Raw genomic sequence first — 25228 nt, forward strand, 5'->3', positions numbered from 1 at the left:
AGAATATGACCGATTTCCAAGAATTTGTAAGCAAAAGTATGCTTTGGGCCGAAGGACTTGCCGCGGTTGTATCGCTTTTGTATTATAATCGTGTAAAAAACCAGTATTGGATTTTCTTCATATTCTATTTGGTTTTTATTTTTCTTGGAGAAGCCTATGGCAGATGGGGAAAATTCCCCTATTTTTCCAAATCTTACTATTATAATTACTTTTTGATGCCTATCCAGTTTATATTTTTTTACTGGTTATACGCCGCAAAATCTTTAGGAAAACCCAAATTATTTTATGTCTTATCAGTTTTATACCTGCTTTCATTCATCCCCAATGAATTGTATTTTTCGGGAAGTAAAATAGTATTTGCATTTAATTATACCTTTGGTTGTCTTATTTTAATGCTTCTTGTAGTGATGGAATATTATAAGCAAATTAATTCACAGGATATTCTTAATTTTAGTAAAAACAGGATGTTTTATATTAACCTGGGGGTAACACTTTCCTATATTGGAACATTACCTTTCATGGCCCTGTTCTCTGTTTTGATTAATTATATGGAAATCTGGAATATTTATTTTAGTTATTTTCTGATCTCAGGTGTAGTGATGTATCTTTTATTTGCAAGTTCATTTATATGGGGAAAACAGAACTCTTAATCGTCATTATTTTATTTAATATATTTTTTGTGATGTTTATCGTTGCAGTGGCTATCTATATCAGAAATTACAGACAGCGTAAAAAAGAATATCTGAATGAAATTGAAATAAAAAATGAGATCCATCAAAAGGAACTTCTGGCTACCCAGCTGGAAATCCAACAGGCCACCATGCAGCAGATCGGAAGAGAACTTCATGACAATATCGGTCAAAAACTGACATTGGTAAGTCTCTATACCCAGCAAATGCTTTATGAGAATAAAGTTCCGGAAGCCAGTGAAAGGATTGAGCAGGTTTCCCAGATTATCAACCAATCTTTACAGGATCTCCGCAGCCTTTCCAAAACATTAACTGATGATAATATCAACCAAAAAGAAATAAAAACATTAATCCAGGAAGAGGTAGACATTACCAATTCTTTTAAAAAATGTACGGTAAGTTTTAACTACAACTTTGATCAGCTTGATTTAGGTTTTGTTCACAAAAATGTACTGCTCAGAATCACTCAGGAATTTATTCAGAACAGTATAAAACATTCGGACTGTAAGAATATTTTTATTACATTAAATACCTCTGAAGATATCCTTTGGGAACTTTCCATTCATGATGATGGGATTGGGTTTGACACCAGCCAGACAGCATCTAATGGGATTGGCCTCACCAACATGAAAAACAGGGCAAAAATCATCGGTGCCGACTTTCATTTTGAAAGCCAGAAAAACACAGGAACGTATCTTCATATTATTTTAAAAAAGCAATCATGAAAAAAACAATTGTAATTGTTGATGACCATATACTTATTGCCAAAGCACTGGAAGGTATTATTGGTAATTTTAATGAGTTTGAGGTCATCTATGTCTGTGAAAACGGAAAAGACCTGATTCAGAAATTTGAAGAAGGTAACAAAATTCCCGATATCATACTGTTAGATATCAGTATGCCAATTATGAATGGATTTGAAACCGCAACCTGGCTTACGAAAAACCATCCTGATATCAAAATAATGGCCCTCAGCATGCAGGGTGATGACAATAGCGTCATTAAAATGATTAAAAGTGGCGCAAAAGGCTATCTGCTAAAAAACACACATCCAAAAGATCTTGAAACAGCACTTATAAGGTTAAATTCTGACGGATTCTTCTATCCTGATTGGGCTTCAAAAATTATATTCTCTACGCTCAATAAAGATATGGGCTCAGAAATCACTATAAAAATTAGCGAAAGAGAGAAGGAATTCCTGAAATACACGGTTACTGAGCTCAGTTACAAAGAAATTGCAGACAGAATGTGCTGCAGCCCAAGGACAGTAGAAAGCTACCGTGATCAGCTATGTGAAAAACTGGATTTGAAAACCCGTGTAGGACTTGCCGTTTTTGCGATCAAAAATGGTTTTGGAGGCTAATATAAATTAAAAATATTCTATAAAATAAATAATTATTGTAATTATTTACATTTAAAGCTTCTATTTTCATGAAATAGAAAACTTACATTTTAAAATTTAATTAAAATTCAACAAAAAATCAAATTAGATACAAAATAACCAATCAAAAGTACGATTAAATAGTAATTTGTTAAGTAAATTGCAAAATAACTTGCATATCAATTTCAAATAATATAATTTCACATCCTCAAACAAAAAAACGATATGAAAAAACTATTATTTGGAGCTATTGTGCTAAGCTTCATGTCAGCTTGTAACAGCGACAACATTTCGAATCAAAATGAAGAAGCAGCAGACCCTGCAGCAGCTTCAACAGCAGCTATGGAAAGAAGCTGCCCATCAGAAGAATTAAGACAGGAAGCTTTAAAAAACAGTCCTGAACTCAGACAAAGGTATGCTGATCTGGAAGCAAATACAGCAAGGTTTGTAAATGACAAAAAACTCGGAAGAGTATTGGCAGACGGAACTGTAGAAATTCCTGTTGTGGTAAATGTAGTCTATAGTAATGCAGCTGGAAATGTCTCCGACGCAAGGATTACAGAACAGATAGATGTATTAAACGCAGACTACTCAGGAACAAACACTGATGCCTCTAAAGTACCTACAGAATTTCAGCCTGTAAACGCAGGGGATACAAAAATTAAATTCAGATTAGTCAATACTATAAGAAAATCCACAACCAAGGCAAGCTGGAAAACAGATGACGCCATGAAACAAGCCTCATCTGGCGGCATAGACGCTACAAACCCAACTAATTATCTCAATATTTGGGTGGTAAGTAAAATGACTTCTCAGGGAAAAAGCATTCTTGGTTATGCTAAATTTCCAGAATCTGCTGGACTATGGCTTGATGGAGTGGTAATTGCCGCCCCATTCTTTGGAAAAACAGGCGCTTCTTCTCCTTACAACCTGGGCAGAACGGCTACTCATGAGGTAGGACATTATTTAAATCTCAGACATATCTGGGGAGATGCAATGTGTGGAAATGACCTAGTGGATGATACTCCTACACAAACAACATCTAATGGGGGTGCACCAACGTACCCGTTATACAATACTTGTAATAGTGTGAAAAGATCTGTTATGTTCATGAATTACATGGATTATGTAAATGATGCTTCTATGTTTATGTTCTCATCTGGACAAAAAACAAGAATGCAGTCCGTAGTGGCGGCATCAGGTGCAAGAGCAGGACTAAGAGTATTATAATCAATCTGATTACAATTTTATATAAGAATTAAAATCCATCTCAATTGAGATGGATTTTTTATTTCATATAATTTAAATTCCCAAAAAGCACTGTCCATCCACCTAAAAAACTAAGAGCGTTAACATGACAAACTTTACAAAAGTTAGTAGATTAGGAAAATTTTTAACAGCAAAAAAAAGGGTTTGCAACAGGCCAATGTAAAATAAAAATATTCTTTCAAATAAATAATATTGATAGCTATTTACATTAAAAGCACAGCATCTTGTGAAAGATAAAAACCTAATTCTTTAATTTAATTAAAACTCAATAAAAATTTAATTTAAATGTAAAATAACCAATAAAAACAATTATTAAATAGATATTTATCAAATAATTGTCAAAAAAATTTGCATATCAATTTCAAATAATATAATTTCACATCCTCAAACAAAAAAAACAATATGAAAAAACTATTATTTGGAGCTATTGTGCTATGCTTCATGTCAGCTTGTAACAGCGACAACATTGCAAACCAAACACAAGAATCTACAGATGCAGCAAATTCTCTCAGTGTAACAGCGTCAAAAAGATTTTGTCCATCAGAGGAAATGAGAAAAGAAGCACTGCAAAAAGATCCGGCACTCAGACAGAGAGTAGCAGATATTGAAGCCAATGCTGAAAGATTTGCTAACAACCTAAAATTAGGAAAAGTTCTTGCAGACGGTTCTGTTGAAATCCCTGTAGTTGTAAATGTTTTATACAATACAGCAGCAGAAAATGTTTCAGATGCCAGAATCGCAGAACAAATTGCTGTATTAAATGCCGACTATAGCGGAACAAACAGCGATGTTTCAAAAATACCTACAGAATTTCAAGCGGTAAAGTCCGGAGATGTAGCAGTAAAATTCAGACTGGTAAATACCATTAGAAAGTCCACAACCAAAACATCATGGAGTGCTACCGACAGAGCAAACAACACGATGAAAAAAGCCTCTACAGGAGGAATAGATGCCACTAATCCCACCAATTATTTTAACCTTTGGATCGTAGGGAGAATGCCATCTACTCAGGGAGAAATTCTTGGATATGCAACCTTCCCTGAGTCTGCAGGCTTATGGAATGATGGTGTAGTAATCGCAGCACCATTTTTTGGGAAAACAGGTGCTTCTTCCCCTTTCAACCTAGGAAGAACAGCAACACATGAAGTGGGCCACTATTTAGGACTAAGACATATTTGGGGAGATGCCAATTGTGGAAATGACCTGATTGCCGACACTCCAACTCAAACCAGAGATAATGCAGGAAAACCAACCTATCCGCTTTATAATACTTGTGGCGGAGTGCAAAGATCTGTAATGTTTATGAATTATATGGATTATGTAGATGATGCAGCCATGTTTATGTTCTCAGCAGGCCAAAAAACAAAAATGCAGTCTGTAGTGGCATCATCAGGTCCAAGAACAGGATTAAGAGTTTTATAATAAAATAAATCTAAATACCATTCTAATTAATATTTGTAAATCCATCTCAATTGAGATGGATTTTTTATTTCAAGTGATTTAAATTCCTAAAAATCACAATGATAAAAGAGTCATTATCCACCAGCTAAAAAATGTAGATAATGATCATGACAAACTTTACGGAACAATTAGCTTCCTTTCCACAGTATGAAATGAATCTACTATGCGATTAAATTTTCAATAAAAAATCAAAAACAATAGTATTTTTTTTAGTTAAAAAACACAAAAAAGTGAAATATAAAAACGAAATTATTAAAATTGATTAAAATTCAATTTAAATTAAATTTAATTAAGATAATCACAACCATTAACAGTAAAGATTAATGATAATTAAATAAATTAAGAAATAATTTGCACATTAAGTTTATTTAATATAAATTCACAAACTCAAAACCAAAATAATATAATATGAAAAAACTTCTTTTTGGAGCTGGAATTCTATTTCTGGCTTCTTGTAACAACGATGTCAATTCTGTAACAGAACAACAGGACATGCAACCTCAGGAAACGGCCAGCAGAAGATCCTGCCCTTCCGATGAAATGAGAAACAAAATTCTAAGTACTGATCCTGCAGCCAGAGCGAGAGTTAACGCTATTGAAGAGTTTACAGAAAAGCGTCTTAACGATATAAAAGTAGGTAAAGTATTAGCAGATGGCACTGTAGAAATCCCGGTAGTTTTCAATGTGGTATACAACACAAGCAGTGAAAATGTATCCGATACCAGATTACAATCCCAGATTGATGTACTGAACAGAGATTACGGAGCTACGAATGCAGACAACAGCAACACCCCATCAGAATTCGTTCCTGTAAAGGCCGGAGATACTAAAATCAGATTCAGATTGGCTAAAACAGTGAGAAAACAAAGCAGTACAACGCTGTGGAATCCTGATGAAAATAAGATGAAATCGGCAAGCACAGGGATTGCAGCTACTACTCCGGACAATTATCTAAACATTTGGGTAGTAAATAAAATGACAGGGGGTACTCTTGGATATGCTTATTATCCGGGAACTATTACAGGTTCTTTAGATGGTGTAGTAATAGCTGCTCCTTATATAGGAACTGGTTCAGGAACCTCAGCACCTTTCAATTTGGGAAGAACAGCCACTCATGAAGTGGGGCATTATTTAAATCTTCCTCACCTTTGGGGTTCTTCAGATGCAGGCTGCCAGACAGATTATTCTAATGACACTCCTGTTTCGCCTGGTCCAAATTACGGAACACCTTCTTATCCTCTTAGCCGTGCTTGCGGTGGAGTAAGCCGTTCTCAAATCTTCATGAACTATATGGATTATGTAGATGACAAGATCATGGTAATGTTTACAACCAATCAAAAACAAAGAATGCAGGCTGTAGTTTCAGCATCAGGACCAAGATCAGGTTTAAGACTATACTAAGTTATCAATATATTAAGATTTGCTTAAAAAAAATCTATCCCAATTTAGGGATGGATTTTTTTTTTACTTTTATGCGGTTTTAAACTTCAGGACAAATAAGGATGAAAAAAATAATATTAGCAGCAAGCCTGTTTTTACATTTGTGTTGTTATCATGCACAAGATACTGTTCAGTCCCGAAATCTTCAAAAAGATATTTCATTAATCAGTTCCGATATACCTGTTGACAATAAAACGCCTTTTTTCAAGAAAGAATGGGTGAAAAAATCTGTAGCTCCGGCCATACTTTTTACAGCGGCAGCGGCAACCTGGGGAGAGAAGGAAAATATCCGCGAAGTCCGAAACCGCTATCTTCCAACATTCAAGGCAAAGTACGATGATTATTTGCAATATGCTCCCGCCGTAGCTGTTTACGGATTAAAACTTTCCGGAGTAAAAGGACGGAATAATATAGGAAGGGCTACACTTTCTTATGTTACCAGTTTAGCCATTATGGGTATTGTAGTAAACTCCATCAAATATACAGCAAAAGTGGAACGACCGGACGGCTCTAAAAACAATTCATTCCCATCCGGCCACTCTGCAATGGCTTTTACCAATGCAAGCTTTCTACATAAAGAATATGGAATGGTAAACCCTGCGTACAGTATTGGAGGATATAGTGCAGCTACCCTTACAGCACTAGGACGGAATTTAAACAACAGACACTGGCTCCCTGATGTATTGGCAGGTGCCGGAATAGGTATTATATCTACGGAATTAGGCTACTTTTTTATAGATAAAATATATAAAAACAAAGGGGATAATTTAAGTCTTTTATCGAAGATACAGGGAAATGACTACCCTTCTTTTCTAGCTATAAAACTGGGTACAGCACTGGGTACAACAAATTTCCTGAAAGAATCTGATCTTGACAATAAAAAACAGGTAGGTTTCGAAGGTGGATTGGAAGGAGCTTATTTCTTTTCAAAAAAATGGGGTATCGGAGCCGACATCAGCTTTAGCAGTTTTCCTGTAAAGCCCCTGAGAGAAACTTTAGATGACGGAGAAAATTTTGGGGATTATAACATCATTACCCAATCTTTAGGTTTTCTGGGTGCCGGGATAGGGCCTTATTTTTCTCATGAGTTTTCAGACAAATGGCAATTTACCCTAAAAGCTACCGCCGGATATGCAGCCACTGCAAGCGGAAAAGTATTTATAAAAAGCGACAGCATAGATACTCCAACTCATGAGCTTCCAATTGCCCGCTATAAACCTAAGCCCGCTTTCCGTTGGAACGCAGGAACTTCCCTTACGTATAAATTCAACCCAGGAATAGGGCTTACATTATATGCCGATTACAACCAGATAAAATCTACCATCAGATATCATTTTAGTGATGAGATAAAAGAGAATGATGAATTAAATGAAGAACTTAATCATGTCATTGCTAAAGAAAGAATCAATTATATCACGTTAGGTTTACGGTTAACAGCCTATTTTTAAAATAAAAAAGCCTTCAATAATATGAAGGCTTTTACTTTTATAGTGTTTTATTATAGTGTTTTACTGTTGTCTCCCGGAGTGTAATCCATAAAAAGATCTCCATCCAGCTGTACCGATTTTACTTTTTTCTTGATCGGAATCACAAGATCAGACAGCTTTTGATCTTTCTCCCAAATGGAAGGTGAAAAATGCAGCTTCTCTGTTGTTCCATCCTCATAAGACAGAATAGCATCAAACGGAATAGCAAATCCTCCTATATTGATAACATTTACAGTAAGCAGGTCATTCATCTGGGAAGCTCCTGCCACTTTTAGATCTATATAATTATTGGTATAAAACCAGTTATGGAAGAACCAGTTCAGATTTTTTCCGGACCCTGTGTTCATAGAATTAAAATAATCCCAGGGAACAGGGTGTTTACCATTCCAGTTATCCATATAGTGAAGCAATGCTTTTTTAAACAATTCGTCTCCCAGATAATCTTTTAAGGCAAGATAGGATAAAGACGCTTTTACATAAGAATTATTCCCATAGCCAGAACCGCTTACCTGTGTACTCATTGTGATTACCGGTTGATCCTGCTCTGCGGAAGGATCATTAATCCACCTTTTTACACGAAAGTTTTTATAAAACTCTTTTGCTTTCTCTTCACCATTTTCATCAATTCCTATAAGATATTCCAGTGTTGTTGCCCATCCTTCGTCCATAAAAGCATATCTCGTTTCATTAATTCCCATATAAAAAGGAAAATAGGTATGCGCAATTTCATGATCGGCTGTAAGTCTTGCATCCTGAAGGTCATCCGGGATACTGGTATCATTAATCATCATTGGATATTCCATATCAGCATATCCCTGAATGGCTGTCATGACATTATAAGGATATTCCACTCCTGGCCATTTTTTCGAAAACCAGTCCAGGTTATAGCGCATCCATCCCACATATTGTTCGAAATCTTTTGCTCCGGCTTTGTATCCTGCCTGGACACTCGCTCTTTTTGTTTTCAGCTGAACACTGGCCGCATCCCATACATAATGATTACTTAATGCAAAACAAAAATCAGTAATATGATTCGCTTTAAACTTCCAAACATTCCATTTATTCTGTCTGGTTACTTTCCCGGACTTCATTTCCTGCTCTGTTGCAATATGTATCAGCTTATCACTCTTCAGAGAAGCTTTATATCTTTTTAAATATTCCGGCTGAAGGACAGCATCGGGATTCAGAAAATCCCCGGTTGCCCAGACTACATAATTTTTAGGTGCTGTAATGGCAAAACTATAGTCATTAAAATCGTTATAAAACTCCTGTCTGTCTGAATGGGGAAGCATATCCCATCCATTATAATCATCATATACAGAAATTCTTGGGAAAGAATAAGCTACATAAAAAGTTTCAGGATCTATCTGTCCCTCTCTTCCACTCTGTATTGAAAGCGGGTATTCCCATTCTATTTTAACTTCAGCTTTAGCCTTTGATTTTAAAGCTGATTTCAATTTCACTTTTTCAACAGTTCCCCAATCATCACTATCAATATCATACTTTTCACCATTTACAATAAATGATTTGATCTTGAGTCCGGAAGATAAAAAATCTTTAGAGACTGTTCCCGATCTTGGAGATTGTGGTTTATGAAGGTTATTAACAAACCTGATAGCCAATTCATTAAGGTTATCCGTGCTATTATTAGTATAAACAATTGTTTCTTTTCCTGAAACTGTTTTTGTATTGGCATCTACCTTTACTTCAACATTATAAACCCCTTTATTCTGCCAATAGTTTTTACCCGGCGCTCCCGAAATGTCGCGCGTTCCTTTTTCGTAGGCTTTCTTGATATTTCTCGGCATATATAACTCCTGTGCAGAAAGCTGGAACAATGAAACCACCACCATCACACCGGAAAAAATTCTCTTCATAACTATCTTTTTTAAGATTGGTATCAAAAATAGCGAAAATGTGACATAGAGCAGCAAATTCTTTAATAAGAATATCTAATAATAACCGCATATTGTTTAATTATTTACAATCGTTCCTGTTCTTCTGTCTTCTTTATTGTTTTAGCATTCTTTACAGACTGGTTTCCAAAATTGAACTTCAAAGAAAAAGTAAAACCCTGTGTATCACTATAATCCAGGAAATAATTATCCTGATTAGCATATTGAGTACTCACTTTCTGCCCCATGGTTCTGAAGATATCATTGAATATAAAACTGGCATCAAGCTTCTTGTTAAAGAACTTCCTGTTCATTACAAAATAAGCAGTCCAGGCATTTGAAATTCTAAAGGTTCCCTGTATTCCCGGAGAATAGTAACGGTGGCCGACTTCCAGCTTCCAGTCATTGCTTTTATCCAGTGTGAAGCTTGTAGAAACATTGGAAACCCAGTTCCATACCTTATTTTTGTACAGTATTCCGTCGGTACCTTTAAAATAATTTTCATTATGTTCCAGATTTTCGGACAGAATAAGATTCCACCATGGCTTTATCTGAAAATTCTTATATAAACTCAGTCCGAAAGCTTCCCCTTTTTCAATATTGGTAAAATAGTAGATCAAACTGTTGGTACTGGGCTCCTGGAAGGAAATTTCCATAGAAGGATAGATCTCTTTTCGGTAGTATAGATCGAGATTCCATTCTTTCCAGGAATAGGTAAAGTTAAGATTATGAGTAATGGTTGCCTTTAATTTGGGATCTCCCTGATAATAAGAGAAAAGATTATAATAAGACTTTGCAGGATTCAGCCATGAATAGGTAGGCCTGCTGATACGTTTGCCGTAGGAAAATCCAAATTCCTGTTTATTTTCCGTAGTATATTGTGTATAAAAAGTGGGGAAAAGATTCCAGTATTTATTTTTATTCCGGTCATAAGGTTCAGAAACAATTCCCTCCAGATCGGTCATTTCTGCACGAAGTCCGGCTTTGAAGTTCCATTTTCCGATAGTGTATCCCAAAGAAGAATAAACGGCAAAATTGTGTTCCTTATAATCAAAAATACTGCTTTTATCTGGTCTGTACTGCAGCATTCCATTTTCATTATCAGAAAAATCCAATCTGCTGTTTGTTTTTACAAAACTGTATTTCACTCCGGATTCCAGGTCAAATTTTTCATTTTTCCAGTGATAATCTGCCTGTGTGGAATACAGCTGAACATCAGTTTTATTTTGAGTCATAAAATTCTCTTCTCTCGGAGACTGTCCTGCAAAATTCAGGGAAGTGATCACATTTTGATACTTATCGGCATTGTTTCCTGTAAAATAATTAATCCATGAAAGGCTGCTTTTTTTGTTCAATTTCCTATCCACCTGAAAGCTTAAAGAATTATTAATACTGCGATTTTGGTGATCATTGATTGTGGTATAATCAGACTCAGCAATATTCTGATTATTATAGATTATTGTAGGGACATTGTATATTCCATGAGACTTTGGAGAGAAAAACCCTGAATAGTTGAGGCTTAAGCTGGTCAAACTGTCCAGCTCATATTCCACATTAAAATTCAGGGTATTCTGGTTATAGTTTTTATCCTTCCTGTTCATCGTACTTACCCATCTCTTCTGGCTTTCCAGATAATTGACATAATCTGTTCCTTCCCTATAGTAAGTACCCATCCCTTTATAATAACTCGCCATCACAGAGAGTTTATCTTTTTTATAATATTGAGAAAGTCCGAAAACACCTTTTGCGTACTGTGTCTGCACATATTTTGAAGAGAGAATTCCCCGGTACCCTTCAATCTTGTTTTTTTTCATAATAATATTCAGTACCGCACTCCCTGATGCCTCATACTTTGCAGGGGGATTAGTGATTACTTCTACAGACTTCACCTCATCTCCCTGCGTATTTTCCAAAAGATTTTTTAGTTCATCACCTGTCAGCATCACCTTTTTATCATTAATAGTCACCAAAATCCCGGTACTCCCCTTTACAGCAAGTACATTATTATTAACCGTTACATTAGGTGTATTTTTCAAAATCTCCCAGGCATTGAGTGATGAGATATTACTGTTCTCCACATTAAACTCCAGACGGTCTACTTTTCTTTTCACCAAAGGCTTCCGTTTGGTCATCACCACCTCTCCTATTTCTTGAGACTCTTTTTTCATGATGATATGTAGCGGCTCAGGCTTTTGCAGATCCAGTTTCTTTTCAAATAAAGAGTATCCTTCATTTTTTATTACCAGTCTCACATATTGTTCAGAGATATTTTCCAGCGTAAAATTACCGTTACCATCCGTCTTTAAAGTTTTGATTAATTCATTCCTGGAATTATACAGTTCCACCTGTACTGTGGAAAGCTTTTCATTTTCCGTGTTCTCAACCGTTCCCAAAAGTTTTTGCTTTTGAGCCAGCATCAACATGGGCAAGCACAGAAAAAAAAGAAATTTGTACATGATAACATTTAATTTAAAATGATATAAAACAAGATTGTCCTATTGTTTTATGGGACAAAACTCCGAATTGAGCAGGGAAATTTCGGTTAACAGGAGGTTAATGATGGGTTAACGGTTATTTTTCTATTTTCCTCTTTACAGGAGGCAAGAAAAAACACATTGAATCATGGGTTAATAAAAGGTTAATATCAAAATATATATCCCCGAAAATAGCTAAAGCTTTATCTTTGTTTTAATGATGTCCAAAAGCAAATACCTTATTCCTCTATTCGCTACGTTGTTCCTGATTTTATTGGGAATCCAGGTGTTTTTTATTTACAAAACCTATCAGGTAAAAGAAAGGGATATCTATAGGTCTATTCAGGAAGGCTTATCCAATTACACCGATAAACTGGAGGATGTCAGTACAAAAGAGATGAAAGATGATTCTCTTCAGAGTATTATTATCAAATATTATGATAAGGAAATCAGCAACAAAGAGTTTTTAACCCATTTTTTGGCCAACAGACAACCTACCAGAGAAAAGCTAAACCGTTATATCAGTAGCCGCTTCAAAAAAGAAGGCTATGACATTTCTGCAAAAATTCAATACTATTCCATCATACATCTCCCAGACAGCACCAAAATAATTGATCAGCCTATCATTATTTATGAAACAAAAAATAAGGTTAAAAATTCTAAAATCTCAACAACCAGCAGCTGGGAAACCTCTTCTACCCAAAGGAATGACAGTAACAATAAAGAAATTGAAAGAAAAAATACTTTTCTGGTCAAAAGCAAAACTGAATTTGAAATTGCCAACATCAAGATTATTGTTTTTAAAGAACTTACTTTATTGATTATTTGCTGTATTATCCTGCTTGCGAGCGTTCTTCTGCTGTATATTTTCACCGTTAAGAACCTGATCAGACAGCAAAAACAGGTAGAGGTACTTCACACGGTAGTAGACAATATCTCACACGAATTCAAAACCCCAATTGCCACCTTAAAAATAGCCGCTAAAACCCTAAAGAAAGATTGGAACCCGGAAATGCTTCCCCTTATTGACCGGCAGATTTACAGACTTGAGACCCTTATGTCCCAACTTCACAAAGATGAAATCCCGGATAAAGTGACTGCTGTAAAGCCTGAAGATTGGAACTTCTTTATTCAGGATCTGGCCTTCACCTATTCTACTGCAGATTTTACACTTGAAAATAATATATCACAGGAACTTCCGTTTGATAAAAATCTGATGGAAACCGTTATTAAAAATCTCTGTGAGAACAGTGTAAAATATGGTGCCTCCAATATAATAGTTAATATCAGCAGTTCTCAACAGCATTTAGAAATTGAGGTTTCAGACAATGGCTTTGGTATGGAAACTAAAGAATTAAAAAATATTTTCGAAAAATTTTACAGAATACAGGCCAACAACATCCATAACAATAAAGGATTGGGACTGGGGCTCTATATCGTCAAAAGAATTGTTACCGAATATCATGGCAAAGTACAGGTTTCCAGCCAGCCTAAAGTGGGAACTACTTTTAAAATATCTATTCCTTATGAAAACTAAAATCCTTTTAGCAGAAGATGATCCAGATTTCGGAATGATCCTTAAACAATATCTTGAACTTGAAGATTTTGAAGTCAGCTGGTTTCAAAACCCCGAAGGTATCGTACAAATTCTCCCTTCCGGACTTCCCTTCCATATCGGAATTCTGGATATTATGATGCCTAATATTGATGGTTTTTCTTTAGCCAAAATGATCCTGAAGGAAAAAAGTGACTTTCCACTGCTCTTTTTAACCGCCAAGAATCAGAAAATAGACCGGTTAACCGGATTGAAAATAGGAGCAGACGATTATATTGCCAAACCCTGCGATCCTGAGGAACTAACTTTGAGAATAAAAAACATACTGAAAAGAACCTTACCTACTGCTGTAGAAACATATATTAAAATTGGAGAATACTCTTTAGACACCAGTAAACTTCTACTTTCACACAGCGAGGGGAATATACGCCTTACCGTTCGGGAACAGGAACTTCTTGTCTATCTTTTGAAGCATAATCATACCACGATAACGAGAGACAACATCCTGGATAGCCTTTGGGAAACCAATGATTATTTTACAGGAAGAAGCCTTGATGTATTTATCAGCAGGCTCAGAAAATATTTCAGCCATGACCAGGAAGTAAAAATCCAATCCCTTAGAGGAATTGGATTTGAAGTTGATTTTCCAACACATTAATTTTAGAAAGAAAGCTCAGTAATCACCGGAAAGTGGTCCGATGGATACAGCAGGTTCTCCCTTCTGTCATTAATATGTCTATTTGATTTGATTTTGAACCCTTTTGTAAAAATATAATCAATCCTTTCTTTAGGTACTTCATTGACATTAAAGGCTGTAAAGGTTCCTACCGGGCCATAATGTTTTGTTTCCGAATGATAGAAACTGTCTTTCATATGCTGAGAAAGAATCTTAATAGGTTCTGTGTCATCTGTCAGGTTAAAATCTCCACTTAAGGTGACAGGAAGGTTTTTTGGATTAAGTTCTTTGATCTTTTTTATAATTAATTCCGAAGACTTGACCCTTGCCACATTACCAACATGATCAAAATGAAGATTCATTGCTAAAAATTCTTTTTTAGATTTTCTATCCCTAAACACAGCATAAGTACAGATTCTGTTCAATGCTGCATCCCATCCTTTGGAAGGTTTCTCCGGAGTTTCAGATAACCAGAATGTTCCGGATTTTATCACATCCAGCCTGTTGGTATCATAAAAAATAGCAGAAAACTCTCCCTTTTCTTTTCCATCATCTCTTCCTACCCCGATATAGTCATAATTCTTCAATCCGCTTTTAATATCTTTCATCTGCTCAGGAAGTGCTTCCTGAACTCCAAAATAATCCGGGTGATAGTAGGTTAGTAAATCTGCTACATCCTGCTTTCTCTGAGGCCACGCATTCTCTTTATCCGATTCTACATTAAGCCGGATATTAAAACTCATCACTGTAAGATCCTGTGAAAATCCCAATACAAAAAGCATTAGGAGCATAATTGAAAATCTGAAATTCATAGTTTATTTTATCAATAAGAGACAAAAATAAGACTTCTCTGTGACAGGGAAGTCTTATTCATATGATAATATTGTTAAATTAAGATTATTCTTTATTGAATTTGAATTCTCTTCCTCCTTCTGTAAGCGTAATCATCTTTTTATCTTTACTGAAAACAACGGTCAGCTCAGCGGGGTCAAAAGTGAATTTATTATCCCCTACATATTCAAAAGGAAATTCCGGCTGCCCCATTACACTTCCCAAAAGCTGTCCGTTCTTCTCCACAAATGTGATCTTAAAATTGATCTCTTTGCTTGCATATGATCCTGTAAAATCTTTTGCATTAATTTTTTCCACAGGTTTTGCATCAGAAGATGTCCAAGTATTGTTTTTCACATTAATATCGGGAACCACAGCATTCGGATCCAGTTTTACCTCATCTATTTCCTTCGCAGCCTCTACTTTGAAAGTCCATTCTGTATTTCTTTTCCAGACTTCCACAGGTATTTTTACCGTTTTCAGCGTTCCATCCTTGAATTTTACCTGAACGGTAGTAGGCATGGGTAGCTGTCCTAAATTTTCGACCGTCACCTCAGCCCCGTTCTTAAAATCGCCATTGATATATTTTACATTTTTAACCGCCTGATCAATTTTCCACTTGTTAAAAAACCAACCTCTCCAAAACCAGTTCAGCTCTTCTCCGGAAACATTCTCCATCGTATGGAAGAAATCCCAGGGAGTAGGATGTTTAAAAGCCCAACGGTTGATATAAGTTCGGAATGCCTTATCAAATTTCTCAGACCCCAAAATAGCTTCTCTTAAAACGGATAATCCCGTACCTGGTTTATAATAGGCTAAAGCGGCAATATTTCTTTCCTTCATATTATCCGGTCCTACCATTATAGGCTCCAGATGATCACCCATCAGATAGCTTCCTGAGCGGGCAAGGTTTGGTTTTTTATAATATTCTCCTTTATTAAAAGCTTCCGTTGACAGTCCATTGATGAAAGTATTAAACCCTTCATCCATCCATGCAAATAATCTTTCATTAGAACCTACGATCATAGGAAACCAATTATGTCCAAATTCATGATCGGTAACCCCCCAAAGACTTTCTCCTTTTGAATCCATATGACAGAATACAATTCCCGGATACTCCATTCCGCCTTCATTTCCTGCAACATTAGTGGCTGCCGGATAAGTATATTCGTACCATTTATTTGAGTAGTGCTCTATAGCAGCCTTGGTATATTCCGTAGATCTTCCCCATGCTTTATCTCCTGCGCTTTCTGCAGGATATGCAGAAATAGCCAGTGACTTCTTCCCGCTTGGGAGATTGATTCTTGATGCATCTATAATAAACCCTGAAGATGATGCCCAGGCAAAATCCCTTGCCTGTACAATTTTAAATTTCCATGTTTTTGTTCCGGCCGTTTTATTTTTGCCAATTTCAGATTCAGAATGAATCATTACTGTTTTATCACTGTTTCTGGCTTCATTCCATCTGTTGATTTCCTCCTTAGTATAAACTTCTTTCTCATTAAGAAGCTCACCGGAGGCGACCACATAGTGATTGGCAGGCACTGTAATATTCGCAGTAATATTTCCATATTCCAAATAAAACTCCGATGCTCCAAGATAAGGCATCGTATTCCATCCCAATACATCATCGTAAACGCACATTCTTGGATACCACTGTGCCATGGTAAATATTTTACCATTTTTTGTATCCTGAACCCCCATTCTGTCTGACCCGTATTCCGGAGAGATAAAAGAATATTCAATGGCAATTTTTGCTTTACCTCCTTTTGCTTTCAGTTCCTTAGGAAGGTCAATCTGCATTCTTGTATCTGTAATGGTGTATTGTACTTCTTTACCGTCCAGTTTTACCGATTTAATATGATATCCTCCATTCAGTTCCTCACCATGGGCTCCGTTTCGGCTTCCTGACATAGGAACTACTCCATTTCCCCGGGAATCTTTTGCAAATAAATTCTGATCCAGCTGTAACCAAAGAAAATTCAATGCATCAGGACTGTTATTCGTGTAAGTGATTTCAGCAGTACCTGCAATTTCTTTTTTATCTTCATTCAGACTGACATTCATATGATAGTCTGCTGAATTCTGCCAATAAGCATGACCGGGCTGACCGCTTGCAGAACGGGTTTCCGTGCCTGTCTGAGGATAAAAAAATGGCTTAAAGGCCTCTACATAATCATATTTGGGGGCTTCCTGTGCATATACAGATCCTGAAAAAAGGAAAAATGCAACTGCAGAAACCAGGGTTGGAAGTTTACAATTCATTTAATTATTTTATACATAGGTAAAAAAAACTCCTGAAATTGTTACAAATTCAGGAGTCTTTTATTTATTTTTTTTTAATTTGATTTTTTAGACTTAATCATGGCTTCTAAAGCATCCCACATTTCCTGAGGGATATCTTCCAGCATATTAAACTCTCCTGCTCCCTGAAGCCATTCGCCACCGTCGATCGTTACCACTTCACCATTCATATAAGCAGAATAATCTGAAACAAGGTAGGCTGCCAGGTTTGCCAATTCCTGATGCTCTCCCACTCTTCTCAAAGGTACTTTTTTCCTCATATCAAATTTTTCCTGTAAATCACCAGGCAACAGTCTGTCCCAGGCACCTTTTGTTGGGAACGGTCCAGGCGCTATCGCATTAAAACGGATTCCATATTTCGCCCATTCTACAGCTAAAGATCTCGTCATAGCCAAAACACCTGCTTTAGCACATGCTGAAGGAACAACATAGGCAGACCCCGTCCAAGAATAAGTGGTCACAATATTTAAAACAGTCCCTGCATGTTTAGTATCTATCCAATGTTTACCCACTGAAAGTGTACAGTTCTTTGTTCCTTTTAAAACGATATCTAAAATAGAATCAAAAGCAGAATGCGTTAACCTTTCTGTTGGAGAGATAAAGTTTCCGGCCGCATTATTCAAAAGGATATCTATTTTACCAAACTCTTTCAAGGTTGCCTCTTTCATTGCTTCCACTTCATCCCAGTTTCTCACATCACAAGCTACACATAGAACTTTCCCTCCTGTTTCCTCTTCCAGCTCCTTGGCAGTAGCCTGAAGTTTTTCAATATTTCGGGAAGTGATCACCACATTGGCTCCTAACTCAAGGAAATATTTAGTCATGGCTTTCCCAAGGCCACTTCCTCCTCCCGTTACAATCGCTACTTTATCTTTCAGTGCGCCTTCACGCAACATTGGTTGTGTATATAAATTCATGTATAATATTTTTCTAAAAATAATAAATATTGAACGGATTGTCCCTAAATTAAATTTATAAATAATGCCATAAATAATATTCTTTATTTTTTTAATTAATTTTAAGCCCTAATAATATCGTTGCTCATGAAAAATCCGGGAACTGCTCTTGTTCTATCATTGTTATTTTGTAGTTCAAACTTTAGCGCTCAAAAGTTTGAAAAGTTATACCAATATGTAAATCCGCTCATAGGAACTGAAAAAATGGGACACACTTATCCCGGTGCAACTGCACCGTTCGGAGCAGTGCAGCTAAGCCCGGAAACCGATACCATTTCCTATGAACTCAATGGAAAATACAATGGTGATGTTTATAAATATTGTGCAGGGTACCGCTATGAAGACAAAACAATTACAGGATTCAGTTCCACACATTTCAGCGGAACAGGACATTCTGATCTCGGAGATTTCCTTATCATGCCTACCGTTGGAAAACTACAATTGAACCCCGGAACATCTTCTCATCCTGAAAGCGGTTACAGAAGCAGGTTTTCCCATCAGAATGAAAAAGCAGAAGCTGGGTATTACAAAGTAAAACTTGATGACTATAATATTCTGGCAGAACTAACGTCAACGACAAGAACCGGAGTTCACCGCTATACATTTCCTAAATCGGATCAATCCCACATCATCCTGGATCTAATGGCCGGAATTTATAATTATGACAGTAAAAATATCTGGACTTATGTTCGGGTAGAAAATGGGAATACAATAACAGGATATCGTCAGACAAACGGCTGGGCTAGAACCAGAACTGTTTATTTTGCGATGACATTTTCAAAACCTTTTAAATCATATGGTCAGAAAAATTATGATGGAACACAGGTGTATAAAGGATTTTGGAGAAAATTTAACCAAACGGAAAACTTTCCGGAAATCGCCGGTAAAAATCTGAAAATATATTTTGATTTTGACACCAATGAAAATGAAGCCATCGAAGTAAAACTGGCTATTTCTCCCGTAAGTCAAGTTAATGCACTGGAAAACCTGGAAAAAGAAACCGGAAATTTATCTTTTGATCAGGTAAGAGCAAAAACTCAGGAAGATTGGAATAAGGAGTTAAACAAGATTGTCATTCAGGGATCTGAAACTGAAAAAACTAACTTTTACACTGCCATGTACCATACTTTCATTAATCCGACAGTCTATATGGATGTCAACGGAGAATATAAGGGATTGGATCAGAATATTCATAAGGCAGAAGGTTTTACAAATTATACCACTTTCTCATTATGGGATACCTACCGCGCTCTTCATCCTTTTTTCAATATCATTCAGCCTAAGCGAAATAATGATATGGTAAAATCGATGATGGCCCATTATGATCAGTTTTCGATGAAAATGCTTCCCATATGGTCTCATTATGCAAATGACAACTGGTGTATGAGTGGTTATCACAGTGTAAGCGTTGTCGCGGATGCTATTATTAAAGGAAATTATACCGGTAATCCTAAAGAAGCTCTTAAAGCCTGTGTGGAAACTGCCAATAAAAGGAATTATGAAGGTATAGGTCAGTATATTGATTTGGGGTACATCCCAGCTGAAAAAAATGGAACTTCAGTTTCAAATACATTAGAATATGCTTATGATGACTGGGCAATTGCTCAGCTGGCAAAACATTTGGGTGAAACAGAAATTTATAATCAATTCGTCAAACGTTCTGAAAACTGGAAAAATAATTTCGACGCAACCATTGGGTTTATGCGTCCGCGTCTGGCTGACGGGAGTTTCAAAAAAGATTTTGATGTATTAAGTACACATGGACAGGGTTTCATTGAAGGGAATTCCTGGAACTACAGCTTCTTTGTTCCCCAGAATCCTGATGAACTGATTAAAATGATGGGAGGCAGGAAAAAATTTGCCTCAAAACTGGATGAGCTGTTCACGATGCATTTGCCGGATGCATTTTTTGCAGATACGGAAGATATTACCCGGGAAGGAATCATCGGAGGATATGTACATGGCAACGAACCGGCACACCATGTTGCCTATTTTTATAACTGGGCAGGACAACCCTGGAAAACTCAGTCACAAGTTCGACGTATTTTAGAAATGCAGTATAAAGCTACTCCTGATGGACTGGGAGGTAATGACGATACGGGGCAAATGAGTGCATGGTACATTCTGAGCTCACTTGGCTTTTACCCTGTTGCTCCCGGTTCAGAAGATTATGCAATCGGAAGTCCTGCCGTTGATCAGGCAGTTTTACATTTGGAAAACGGGAAAACCTTTGAGATAGAAACAGTCAACCAAAGCCAAAAGAATGTATATGTTCAGAAGATTCTTTTAAACGGAAAAGAAATTAAAAATTTCACCTTAAAACATGCCGAGATCATGAATGGAGGGAAGCTTACGTTTTATATGAGTAATAAAGCAAGGAAGTAACCGTTTCATAAAACCATCTGCTATTCGTAGTTAATAAGTACAAACGTTCTCAGATTAAGCTAATTGAGTAGATGATTATAAAAAATACACAAGCTTTTACCCTATGAAAAAAGACTGCTAAATGCAGTCTTTTTTTGATTTATATTCTGGGCTATAGTAGGTTTGAGTTAAAGCCAATGGATATTCTAAAATTAAAAAGCGGGCTAAAGCCCGCTTCTATTGATATACTTGTTATTAAATATCTTTTACAGCTATAAAAGCAAATTTAAGATTTTACAGTTTTATCTTTTATTTAATTACTTCTGAACTTCAAAAAGCAAACGCTCTCCAAACTTTTCTTCTGCAATTTTTCCGTTATCATACACCAAATGTCCGTTTACAAAAGTATGAGTTACCTTGGAATGGAAATTCATCCCTTCTAATGGGCTCCAACCGCATTTGTACAATAAATTATCTTTAGCAACCGTCCAGTTTTCATCCAGATCCACTACTACCAGGTCTGCTTTATAACCTTCTTTCACAAAACCTCTCTTCTCAACTCTGAAAAGGATAGCCGGATTATGACACATCTTTTCAACAATCTGCTCAAGAGATATTTTACCATTTCTATAATTCTCCAGCATCACAACCAATGAGTGCTGTACCAAAGGTGCTCCTGAAGGACATTTTGTATATACATTCTGTTTTTCTTCTGCAGTATGCGGTGCATGATCGGTAGCAATCACATCAATTCTACCATCCAATAAAGCCTCCCAAAGACCGTCTTTATCTTTTTGTGTTTTTACAGCAGGATTCCATTTAATCAAACCTCCTCTTGTTTCATAATCTTCATTGGTAAAGGTTAAATGATGAACACAAACCTCAGCGGTAATTTTCTTTTCTTTTAATGGAATATCATTTCTGAAAAGACTCATTTCCTTAGCTGTTGAAAGATGGAATACATGAAGTCGGGCTCCTGTTTTCTCTGCCAGCTCAATAGCTTTTGAAGAAGATTTATAACAAGCTTCCTCACTTCGTATCAAATGATGAAATTTTACAGGAATATCCTCCCCATATTCATCCAGATATTTTTGTGTATTAGCTCTGATAGTGGCTTCATCTTCACAATGAACAGCAATAAGCATTTTTGTGTTGCTGAAAATATTTTCCAGTGTTTCAGGATTATCAACCAGCATATTTCCTGTGGATGAGCCTAAGAATAGCTTAATTCCGGGAACATTTCGGGGATCGGTTTTTAAAACCTCTTCAAGGTTATCATTAGTTCCTCCCATCATGAAACCATAATTCGCATAAGCTTTCCGGGAGGCAATTTCATATTTATCAGCTAATAATTCCTGTGTAACAGCATTGGGAACGGTATTCGGTTGATCTATAAAACTGGTTATTCCACCGGCAATAGCTGCTCTAGATTCACTTTCTATATCTCCTTTATGAGTCAGCCCCGGATCACGAAAGTGTACCTGATCATCAATAACGCCCGGAAGAAGATATTTTCCTGAACCGTCAATGATCTGATCTGCATCTTCAGAAATACCAGTGCCTATTTTAGAAATTAAATCATTTTCTATTAAGATATCGCTTTCAAAGACCTGGCCTTCGTTGACGATTTTTACGTTTTTGATAAGAACTTTCATTTCAATTTATTTCCCGGTAAAATTAAGATTTTATGTTTTAATTACCTTCAAAATCACAAAACGAATACTTAAAGTTTTACATTTGTAAAAAATTTCGACTTTGTACAAGAAACTATTAGGACAAACAATCATCTACGGAGCAGGAGCTATAGCACCCAGAATAATTCTATTCATCCTTAATCCACTTTTGATCTATAAAATTCCCAATGAAGGTTTTGCAATTTTCACACAGCTTTACGCATGGATTTCATTTGTTAATATTATCCTTTCTTTCGGTTTTGAAACAGCGTATTTTCGATTTTCGGCTGAAGAGGGTAATGAAAAAAGAACCTTCAACACTTCGTTTTGGTTTTTGTTTTCAACTTCCAGCCTTTTTCTGCTGCTATGTTATTTATTTAACCAACCGATTGCTGATTATTTAGGGTATCATGATAACCCTGAGTATATTAAATGGTTTGCTTTAATCGCTTTCTTTGATAATTTACTGGTGATTCCTTTTGCATGGCTGCGTTTCCATAACAAACCGATCAAATATTCTGCAGTAAGAGTTGTTCAGGCTATATTCCAGGCTGTTTTTACAGCGGCATTATTCTTCTGGATTCCGGAAAACATATCAAAAAGTTTTGGTCTGGACGAAAATGTCGATTATCCGTTCTTCAGTAATTTAGCCGGAAGTGCTTTAGGTTTTTTATTATTATTTCCCATTATTCTAAAGGTAAGGTTCCAGTTTGTAACCTCTTTGTTTGGACGTATGATTCGGTATTCATTTCCACTTATGTTAGCCGGTTTGGCTTTTATGGTCAATGAAAATTTTGATAAGTCAATTCAAAGAAATCATATTTCGGATGAAGAAGCCGGTGCTTATGGCGGCTGTTATAAATTGGCTGTACTGATGACATTATTTGTTACAGCTTATCGTATGGGTATTGAGCCTTTCTTCTTTAAACAAATGGACAAAGGTGATGCTAAAAAAACCTATGCTAAGGTAGCCGAATACTTTGCCTTTTTTGCCTGTGCTGTAGCCTTAGGAATCATTGCCAATATTGCATGGCTGAAAGATGTTTTTATCCCCAACAAATCTTATTGGATCGCAATAGACATTATCCCGATTATTGTTGTTGCCAACCTTTGCTTCGGAATATATTATAACTTTTCCACCTGGTATAAAGTAACAGACAGAACCAGCGTAGGGACCATAATTTCATGGATTGGAGCATGCATTAACATTGCTTTAAATTACCTGGCACTAACCTATTATCACAGCATGATTGGTTCTGCATGGGCAACTTTCGGAGCCTATGTCATTATGATGATCATTTCTTATGTATTAGGTCAAAAATATTATCCGATACCTTACAGAATGAAGAAAATGTCGTTCTTTTTGATACTGCTTGGAGCTTTTAGTTTTATCATTGTAAAATACCTCAACTATAATATCATCACAAGTAATTTATTATTTTTGATCTTCGTAGGAATTTTACTGTATTCTGAAAAAAATATTATTTTATCAAGAATCAGAAAGAATTAAACTTTGGTCTCTATTTTGATGCTTACAAAGCCTGAAAAACATTAAACAAAGCCATAAGCATGATAAATATTACGTTCTAAAAACGTTTTAATTATTATCTTTAGCAAAAGGAATAAACTTAAACAAAACTTACTTATATAATTTATGAAAATTATTGTTCCAATGGCTGGACGTGGTTCCAGATTACGTCCACATACACTGACTGTTCCAAAACCTCTTATTCCTATTGCAGGAAAACCTATTGTACAGAGATTGGTAGAAGATATTGCTAAGGTAGCAGGAGAAGATATTGAAGAGGTAGCTTTTATCATCGGAGATTTTGGTCCTGAGATCGAAAGATCCCTTATTCAGATTGCTGAAAAGCTGGGAGCAAAAGGAAGTATATACTACCAGAACGACCCTCTGGGAACAGCGCACGCTATAAAATGTGCTGAACAGTCTATGCAGGGAGATGTAGTGATTGCATTTGCAGATACTCTTTTCCGTGCAGATTTCCAGCTGGATAAAAACTCTGACGGGGTGATCTGGGTGAAAAGCGTAGAAGATCCATCTGCTTTTGGGGTGGTAAAATTAGATAATTACGGTTTCATTACTGATTTCGTTGAAAAGCCACAGACTTTCGTTTCAGATCTTGCCATCATTGGGATCTATTACTTCAACAGTGCTGAAAAGCTAATGAATGAAATCAATTATATCATGGATAATGATATTAAAAATGGTGGTGAATACCAGCTGACTACAGCTCTGGAAAACCTTAGAGCGAAAGGGGCCAAGTTTACATTAGGAAAAGTAAACGACTGGATGGACTGCGGAAACAAGAATGCTACAGTAGAGACCAACAGTAAAATCCTAGCCTATGAAACTGAGGCAATGGCACACCATCCTGCTTCAGCAAGCATTGAAAACTCATTGATTATTCCACCTTGTTTTATTGGAGAAAATGTAAAAATTTCTAACTCTAAAATAGGACCTGGTGTTTCATTAGGAAACAACACTGTAATTGTAAACTCCAACATTGAGCATTCTCTTATTCAGGAGAATACAAAAATCAACCACGGAAACCTTTCGAATTCAATGATTGGTAATTCTGCTCAGTATTTCGGGGTAGCAAGAGAAATTTCTTTAGGAGATTATTCCGTTTTGGATTTTCTATCTAAATAAATAAGATCAGAAATTATTTAACATAAATATAATATCATCAAACCACACAAAACATCTTGTGTGGTTTGGCGTTAATATTGCAACGTATTTTTTAATTGAAAA

Annotated in this window: 18 protein-coding genes; 12 read left to right on the forward strand and 6 right to left on the reverse strand. The window is 36.2% G+C overall.

The genetic code is table 11. The annotated features are described in order from the left end of the window. Nucleotides 1-5 precede the first annotated feature (5 nt). From JML65_RS18575 to JML65_RS18605, 7 genes are all read left to right on the forward strand, one after another. The gene (locus JML65_RS18575) at nucleotides 6-650 is read left to right on the forward strand and encodes a hypothetical protein (protein WP_047496813.1); all 645 of its coding nucleotides are present in this window, start codon (nucleotides 6-8) and stop codon (nucleotides 648-650) included. After that, nucleotides 629-1414: a sensor histidine kinase gene (locus tag JML65_RS18580; protein ID WP_047496817.1), complete on the forward strand. Its 786-nt coding sequence runs from the start codon at nucleotides 629-631 to the stop codon at nucleotides 1412-1414. Before JML65_RS18575 ends, JML65_RS18580 begins: the two co-directional genes overlap by 22 nt. Then, nucleotides 1411-2052 (forward strand): response regulator transcription factor, encoded by a 642-nt coding sequence (locus JML65_RS18585; protein WP_047496819.1) that lies wholly within the window; start codon nucleotides 1411-1413, stop codon nucleotides 2050-2052. The genes JML65_RS18580 and JML65_RS18585 overlap by 4 nt, the downstream gene beginning before the upstream one ends. Nucleotides 2053-2295: 243 nt before the next feature. Next, nucleotides 2296-3300, forward strand: a complete 1005-nt coding sequence (locus JML65_RS18590; protein ID WP_202271682.1) for a zinc metalloprotease — start codon at nucleotides 2296-2298, stop codon at nucleotides 3298-3300. Between the two features lie 441 nt (nucleotides 3301-3741). Then, nucleotides 3742-4761, forward strand: coding sequence for a zinc metalloprotease (locus tag JML65_RS18595; RefSeq protein WP_202271683.1), 1020 nt, complete (start codon nucleotides 3742-3744; stop codon nucleotides 4759-4761). Between the two features lie 447 nt (nucleotides 4762-5208). Further along, nucleotides 5209-6201, forward strand: coding sequence for a zinc metalloprotease (locus tag JML65_RS18600; RefSeq protein WP_202271684.1), 993 nt, complete (start codon nucleotides 5209-5211; stop codon nucleotides 6199-6201). 101 nt (nucleotides 6202-6302) lie between these two features. Next, complete coding sequence (locus tag JML65_RS18605; RefSeq protein WP_202271685.1) at nucleotides 6303-7688, forward strand: phosphatase PAP2 family protein; 1386 nt, start codon at nucleotides 6303-6305, stop codon at nucleotides 7686-7688. Between the two features lie 50 nt (nucleotides 7689-7738). Here the strand turns inward: JML65_RS18605 and JML65_RS18610 are convergent, their stop codons facing one another. Together JML65_RS18610 and JML65_RS18615 are read right to left on the reverse strand one after the other, a co-directional pair. After that, on the reverse strand, nucleotides 7739-9604 hold the full coding sequence (locus JML65_RS18610; protein WP_202271686.1) for a M1 family metallopeptidase: 1866 nt from the start codon (nucleotides 9602-9604) through the stop codon (nucleotides 7739-7741). 104 nt (nucleotides 9605-9708) lie between these two features. Continuing rightward, nucleotides 9709-12078, reverse strand: coding sequence for an outer membrane beta-barrel family protein (locus JML65_RS18615; protein ID WP_084087784.1), 2370 nt, complete (start codon nucleotides 12076-12078; stop codon nucleotides 9709-9711). 235 nt (nucleotides 12079-12313) lie between these two features. Between JML65_RS18615 and JML65_RS18620 the strand changes: the two genes are divergently transcribed. Further along, nucleotides 12314-13633, forward strand: a complete 1320-nt coding sequence (locus tag JML65_RS18620) for a sensor histidine kinase (protein ID WP_202271687.1) — start codon at nucleotides 12314-12316, stop codon at nucleotides 13631-13633. Then, nucleotides 13623-14309: a response regulator transcription factor gene (locus tag JML65_RS18625; protein ID WP_202271688.1), complete on the forward strand. Its 687-nt coding sequence runs from the start codon at nucleotides 13623-13625 to the stop codon at nucleotides 14307-14309. Before JML65_RS18620 ends, JML65_RS18625 begins: the two co-directional genes overlap by 11 nt. Before the next feature lie 2 nt (nucleotides 14310-14311). Here the strand turns inward: JML65_RS18625 and JML65_RS18630 are convergent, their stop codons facing one another. The 3 genes from JML65_RS18630 to JML65_RS18640 form a co-directional block, all read right to left on the reverse strand. Next, the gene (locus JML65_RS18630; protein WP_047494946.1) at nucleotides 14312-15139 is read right to left on the reverse strand and encodes an endonuclease/exonuclease/phosphatase family protein; all 828 of its coding nucleotides are present in this window, start codon (nucleotides 15137-15139) and stop codon (nucleotides 14312-14314) included. Between the two features lie 85 nt (nucleotides 15140-15224). Then, on the reverse strand, nucleotides 15225-17423 hold the full coding sequence (locus JML65_RS18635; protein WP_202271689.1) for a M1 family metallopeptidase: 2199 nt from the start codon (nucleotides 17421-17423) through the stop codon (nucleotides 15225-15227). A 74-nt stretch (nucleotides 17424-17497) separates the two neighbouring features. Further along, a complete protein-coding gene (locus JML65_RS18640) occupies nucleotides 17498-18379 on the reverse strand; it encodes an SDR family oxidoreductase (RefSeq protein WP_047494941.1) in 882 nt (293 codons plus the stop codon). A 126-nt stretch (nucleotides 18380-18505) separates the two neighbouring features. Here JML65_RS18640 and JML65_RS18645 point away from each other — a divergent pair, with 126 nt between their 5' ends. Next, nucleotides 18506-20803 carry a GH92 family glycosyl hydrolase gene (locus JML65_RS18645; RefSeq protein ID WP_202271690.1) on the forward strand — a complete coding sequence of 766 codons (2298 nt, stop codon included), beginning with the start codon at nucleotides 18506-18508 and terminating at the stop codon, nucleotides 20801-20803. Between the two features lie 296 nt (nucleotides 20804-21099). Here JML65_RS18645 and JML65_RS18650 read toward each other — a convergent pair whose 3' ends face one another. Continuing rightward, nucleotides 21100-22437, reverse strand: coding sequence for a dihydroorotase (locus JML65_RS18650; RefSeq protein ID WP_047494938.1), 1338 nt, complete (start codon nucleotides 22435-22437; stop codon nucleotides 21100-21102). Nucleotides 22438-22537: 100 nt separating this feature from the next. On the opposite strand from JML65_RS18650, the gene JML65_RS18655 reads away from it, so the two are divergent. Then, nucleotides 22538-23965 carry an oligosaccharide flippase family protein gene (locus JML65_RS18655; protein ID WP_202271691.1) on the forward strand — a complete coding sequence of 476 codons (1428 nt, stop codon included), beginning with the start codon at nucleotides 22538-22540 and terminating at the stop codon, nucleotides 23963-23965. A 144-nt stretch (nucleotides 23966-24109) separates the two neighbouring features. Then, nucleotides 24110-25126 (forward strand): sugar phosphate nucleotidyltransferase, encoded by a 1017-nt coding sequence (locus tag JML65_RS18660; protein WP_047494930.1) that lies wholly within the window; start codon nucleotides 24110-24112, stop codon nucleotides 25124-25126. The last annotated feature ends 102 nt before the right edge of the window (nucleotides 25127-25228 follow it).

The sequence above is a fragment of the Chryseobacterium sp. KMC2 genome, from assembly GCF_016756935.1.
Taxonomy (GTDB): Bacteria; Bacteroidota; Bacteroidia; order Flavobacteriales; family Weeksellaceae; genus Chryseobacterium; species Chryseobacterium rhizosphaerae.

Excerpts from the sequence above, each read along its gene's own strand:
- JML65_RS18650 (WP_047494938.1), bottom strand. The coding sequence starts at position 22,437 with ATGAAAGTTCTTATCAAAAACGTAAAAATCGTCAACGAAGGCCAGGTC.
- JML65_RS18605 (WP_202271685.1), top strand. The coding sequence starts at position 6,303 with ATGAAAAAAATAATATTAGCAGCAAGCCTGTTTTTACATTTGTGTTGT.
- JML65_RS18660 (WP_047494930.1), top strand. The coding sequence starts at position 24,110 with ATGAAAATTATTGTTCCAATGGCTGGACGTGGTTCCAGATTACGTCCA.
- JML65_RS18615 (WP_084087784.1), bottom strand. The coding sequence starts at position 12,078 with ATGTACAAATTTCTTTTTTTTCTGTGCTTGCCCATGTTGATGCTGGCT.
- JML65_RS18625 (WP_202271688.1), top strand. The coding sequence starts at position 13,623 with ATGAAAACTAAAATCCTTTTAGCAGAAGATGATCCAGATTTCGGAATG.
- JML65_RS18635 (WP_202271689.1), bottom strand. The coding sequence starts at position 17,423 with ATGAATTGTAAACTTCCAACCCTGGTTTCTGCAGTTGCATTTTTCCTT.
- JML65_RS18600 (WP_202271684.1), top strand. The coding sequence starts at position 5,209 with ATGAAAAAACTTCTTTTTGGAGCTGGAATTCTATTTCTGGCTTCTTGT.
- JML65_RS18575 (WP_047496813.1), top strand. The coding sequence starts at position 6 with ATGACCGATTTCCAAGAATTTGTAAGCAAAAGTATGCTTTGGGCCGAA.
- JML65_RS18645 (WP_202271690.1), top strand. The coding sequence starts at position 18,506 with ATGAAAAATCCGGGAACTGCTCTTGTTCTATCATTGTTATTTTGTAGT.
- JML65_RS18590 (WP_202271682.1), top strand. The coding sequence starts at position 2,296 with ATGAAAAAACTATTATTTGGAGCTATTGTGCTAAGCTTCATGTCAGCT.
- JML65_RS18630 (WP_047494946.1), bottom strand. The coding sequence starts at position 15,139 with ATGAATTTCAGATTTTCAATTATGCTCCTAATGCTTTTTGTATTGGGA.
- JML65_RS18610 (WP_202271686.1), bottom strand. The coding sequence starts at position 9,604 with ATGAAGAGAATTTTTTCCGGTGTGATGGTGGTGGTTTCATTGTTCCAG.
- JML65_RS18620 (WP_202271687.1), top strand. The coding sequence starts at position 12,314 with ATGATGTCCAAAAGCAAATACCTTATTCCTCTATTCGCTACGTTGTTC.
- JML65_RS18640 (WP_047494941.1), bottom strand. The coding sequence starts at position 18,379 with ATGAATTTATATACACAACCAATGTTGCGTGAAGGCGCACTGAAAGAT.
- JML65_RS18580 (WP_047496817.1), top strand. The coding sequence starts at position 629 with ATGGGGAAAACAGAACTCTTAATCGTCATTATTTTATTTAATATATTT.
- JML65_RS18595 (WP_202271683.1), top strand. The coding sequence starts at position 3,742 with ATGAAAAAACTATTATTTGGAGCTATTGTGCTATGCTTCATGTCAGCT.
- JML65_RS18585 (WP_047496819.1), top strand. The coding sequence starts at position 1,411 with ATGAAAAAAACAATTGTAATTGTTGATGACCATATACTTATTGCCAAA.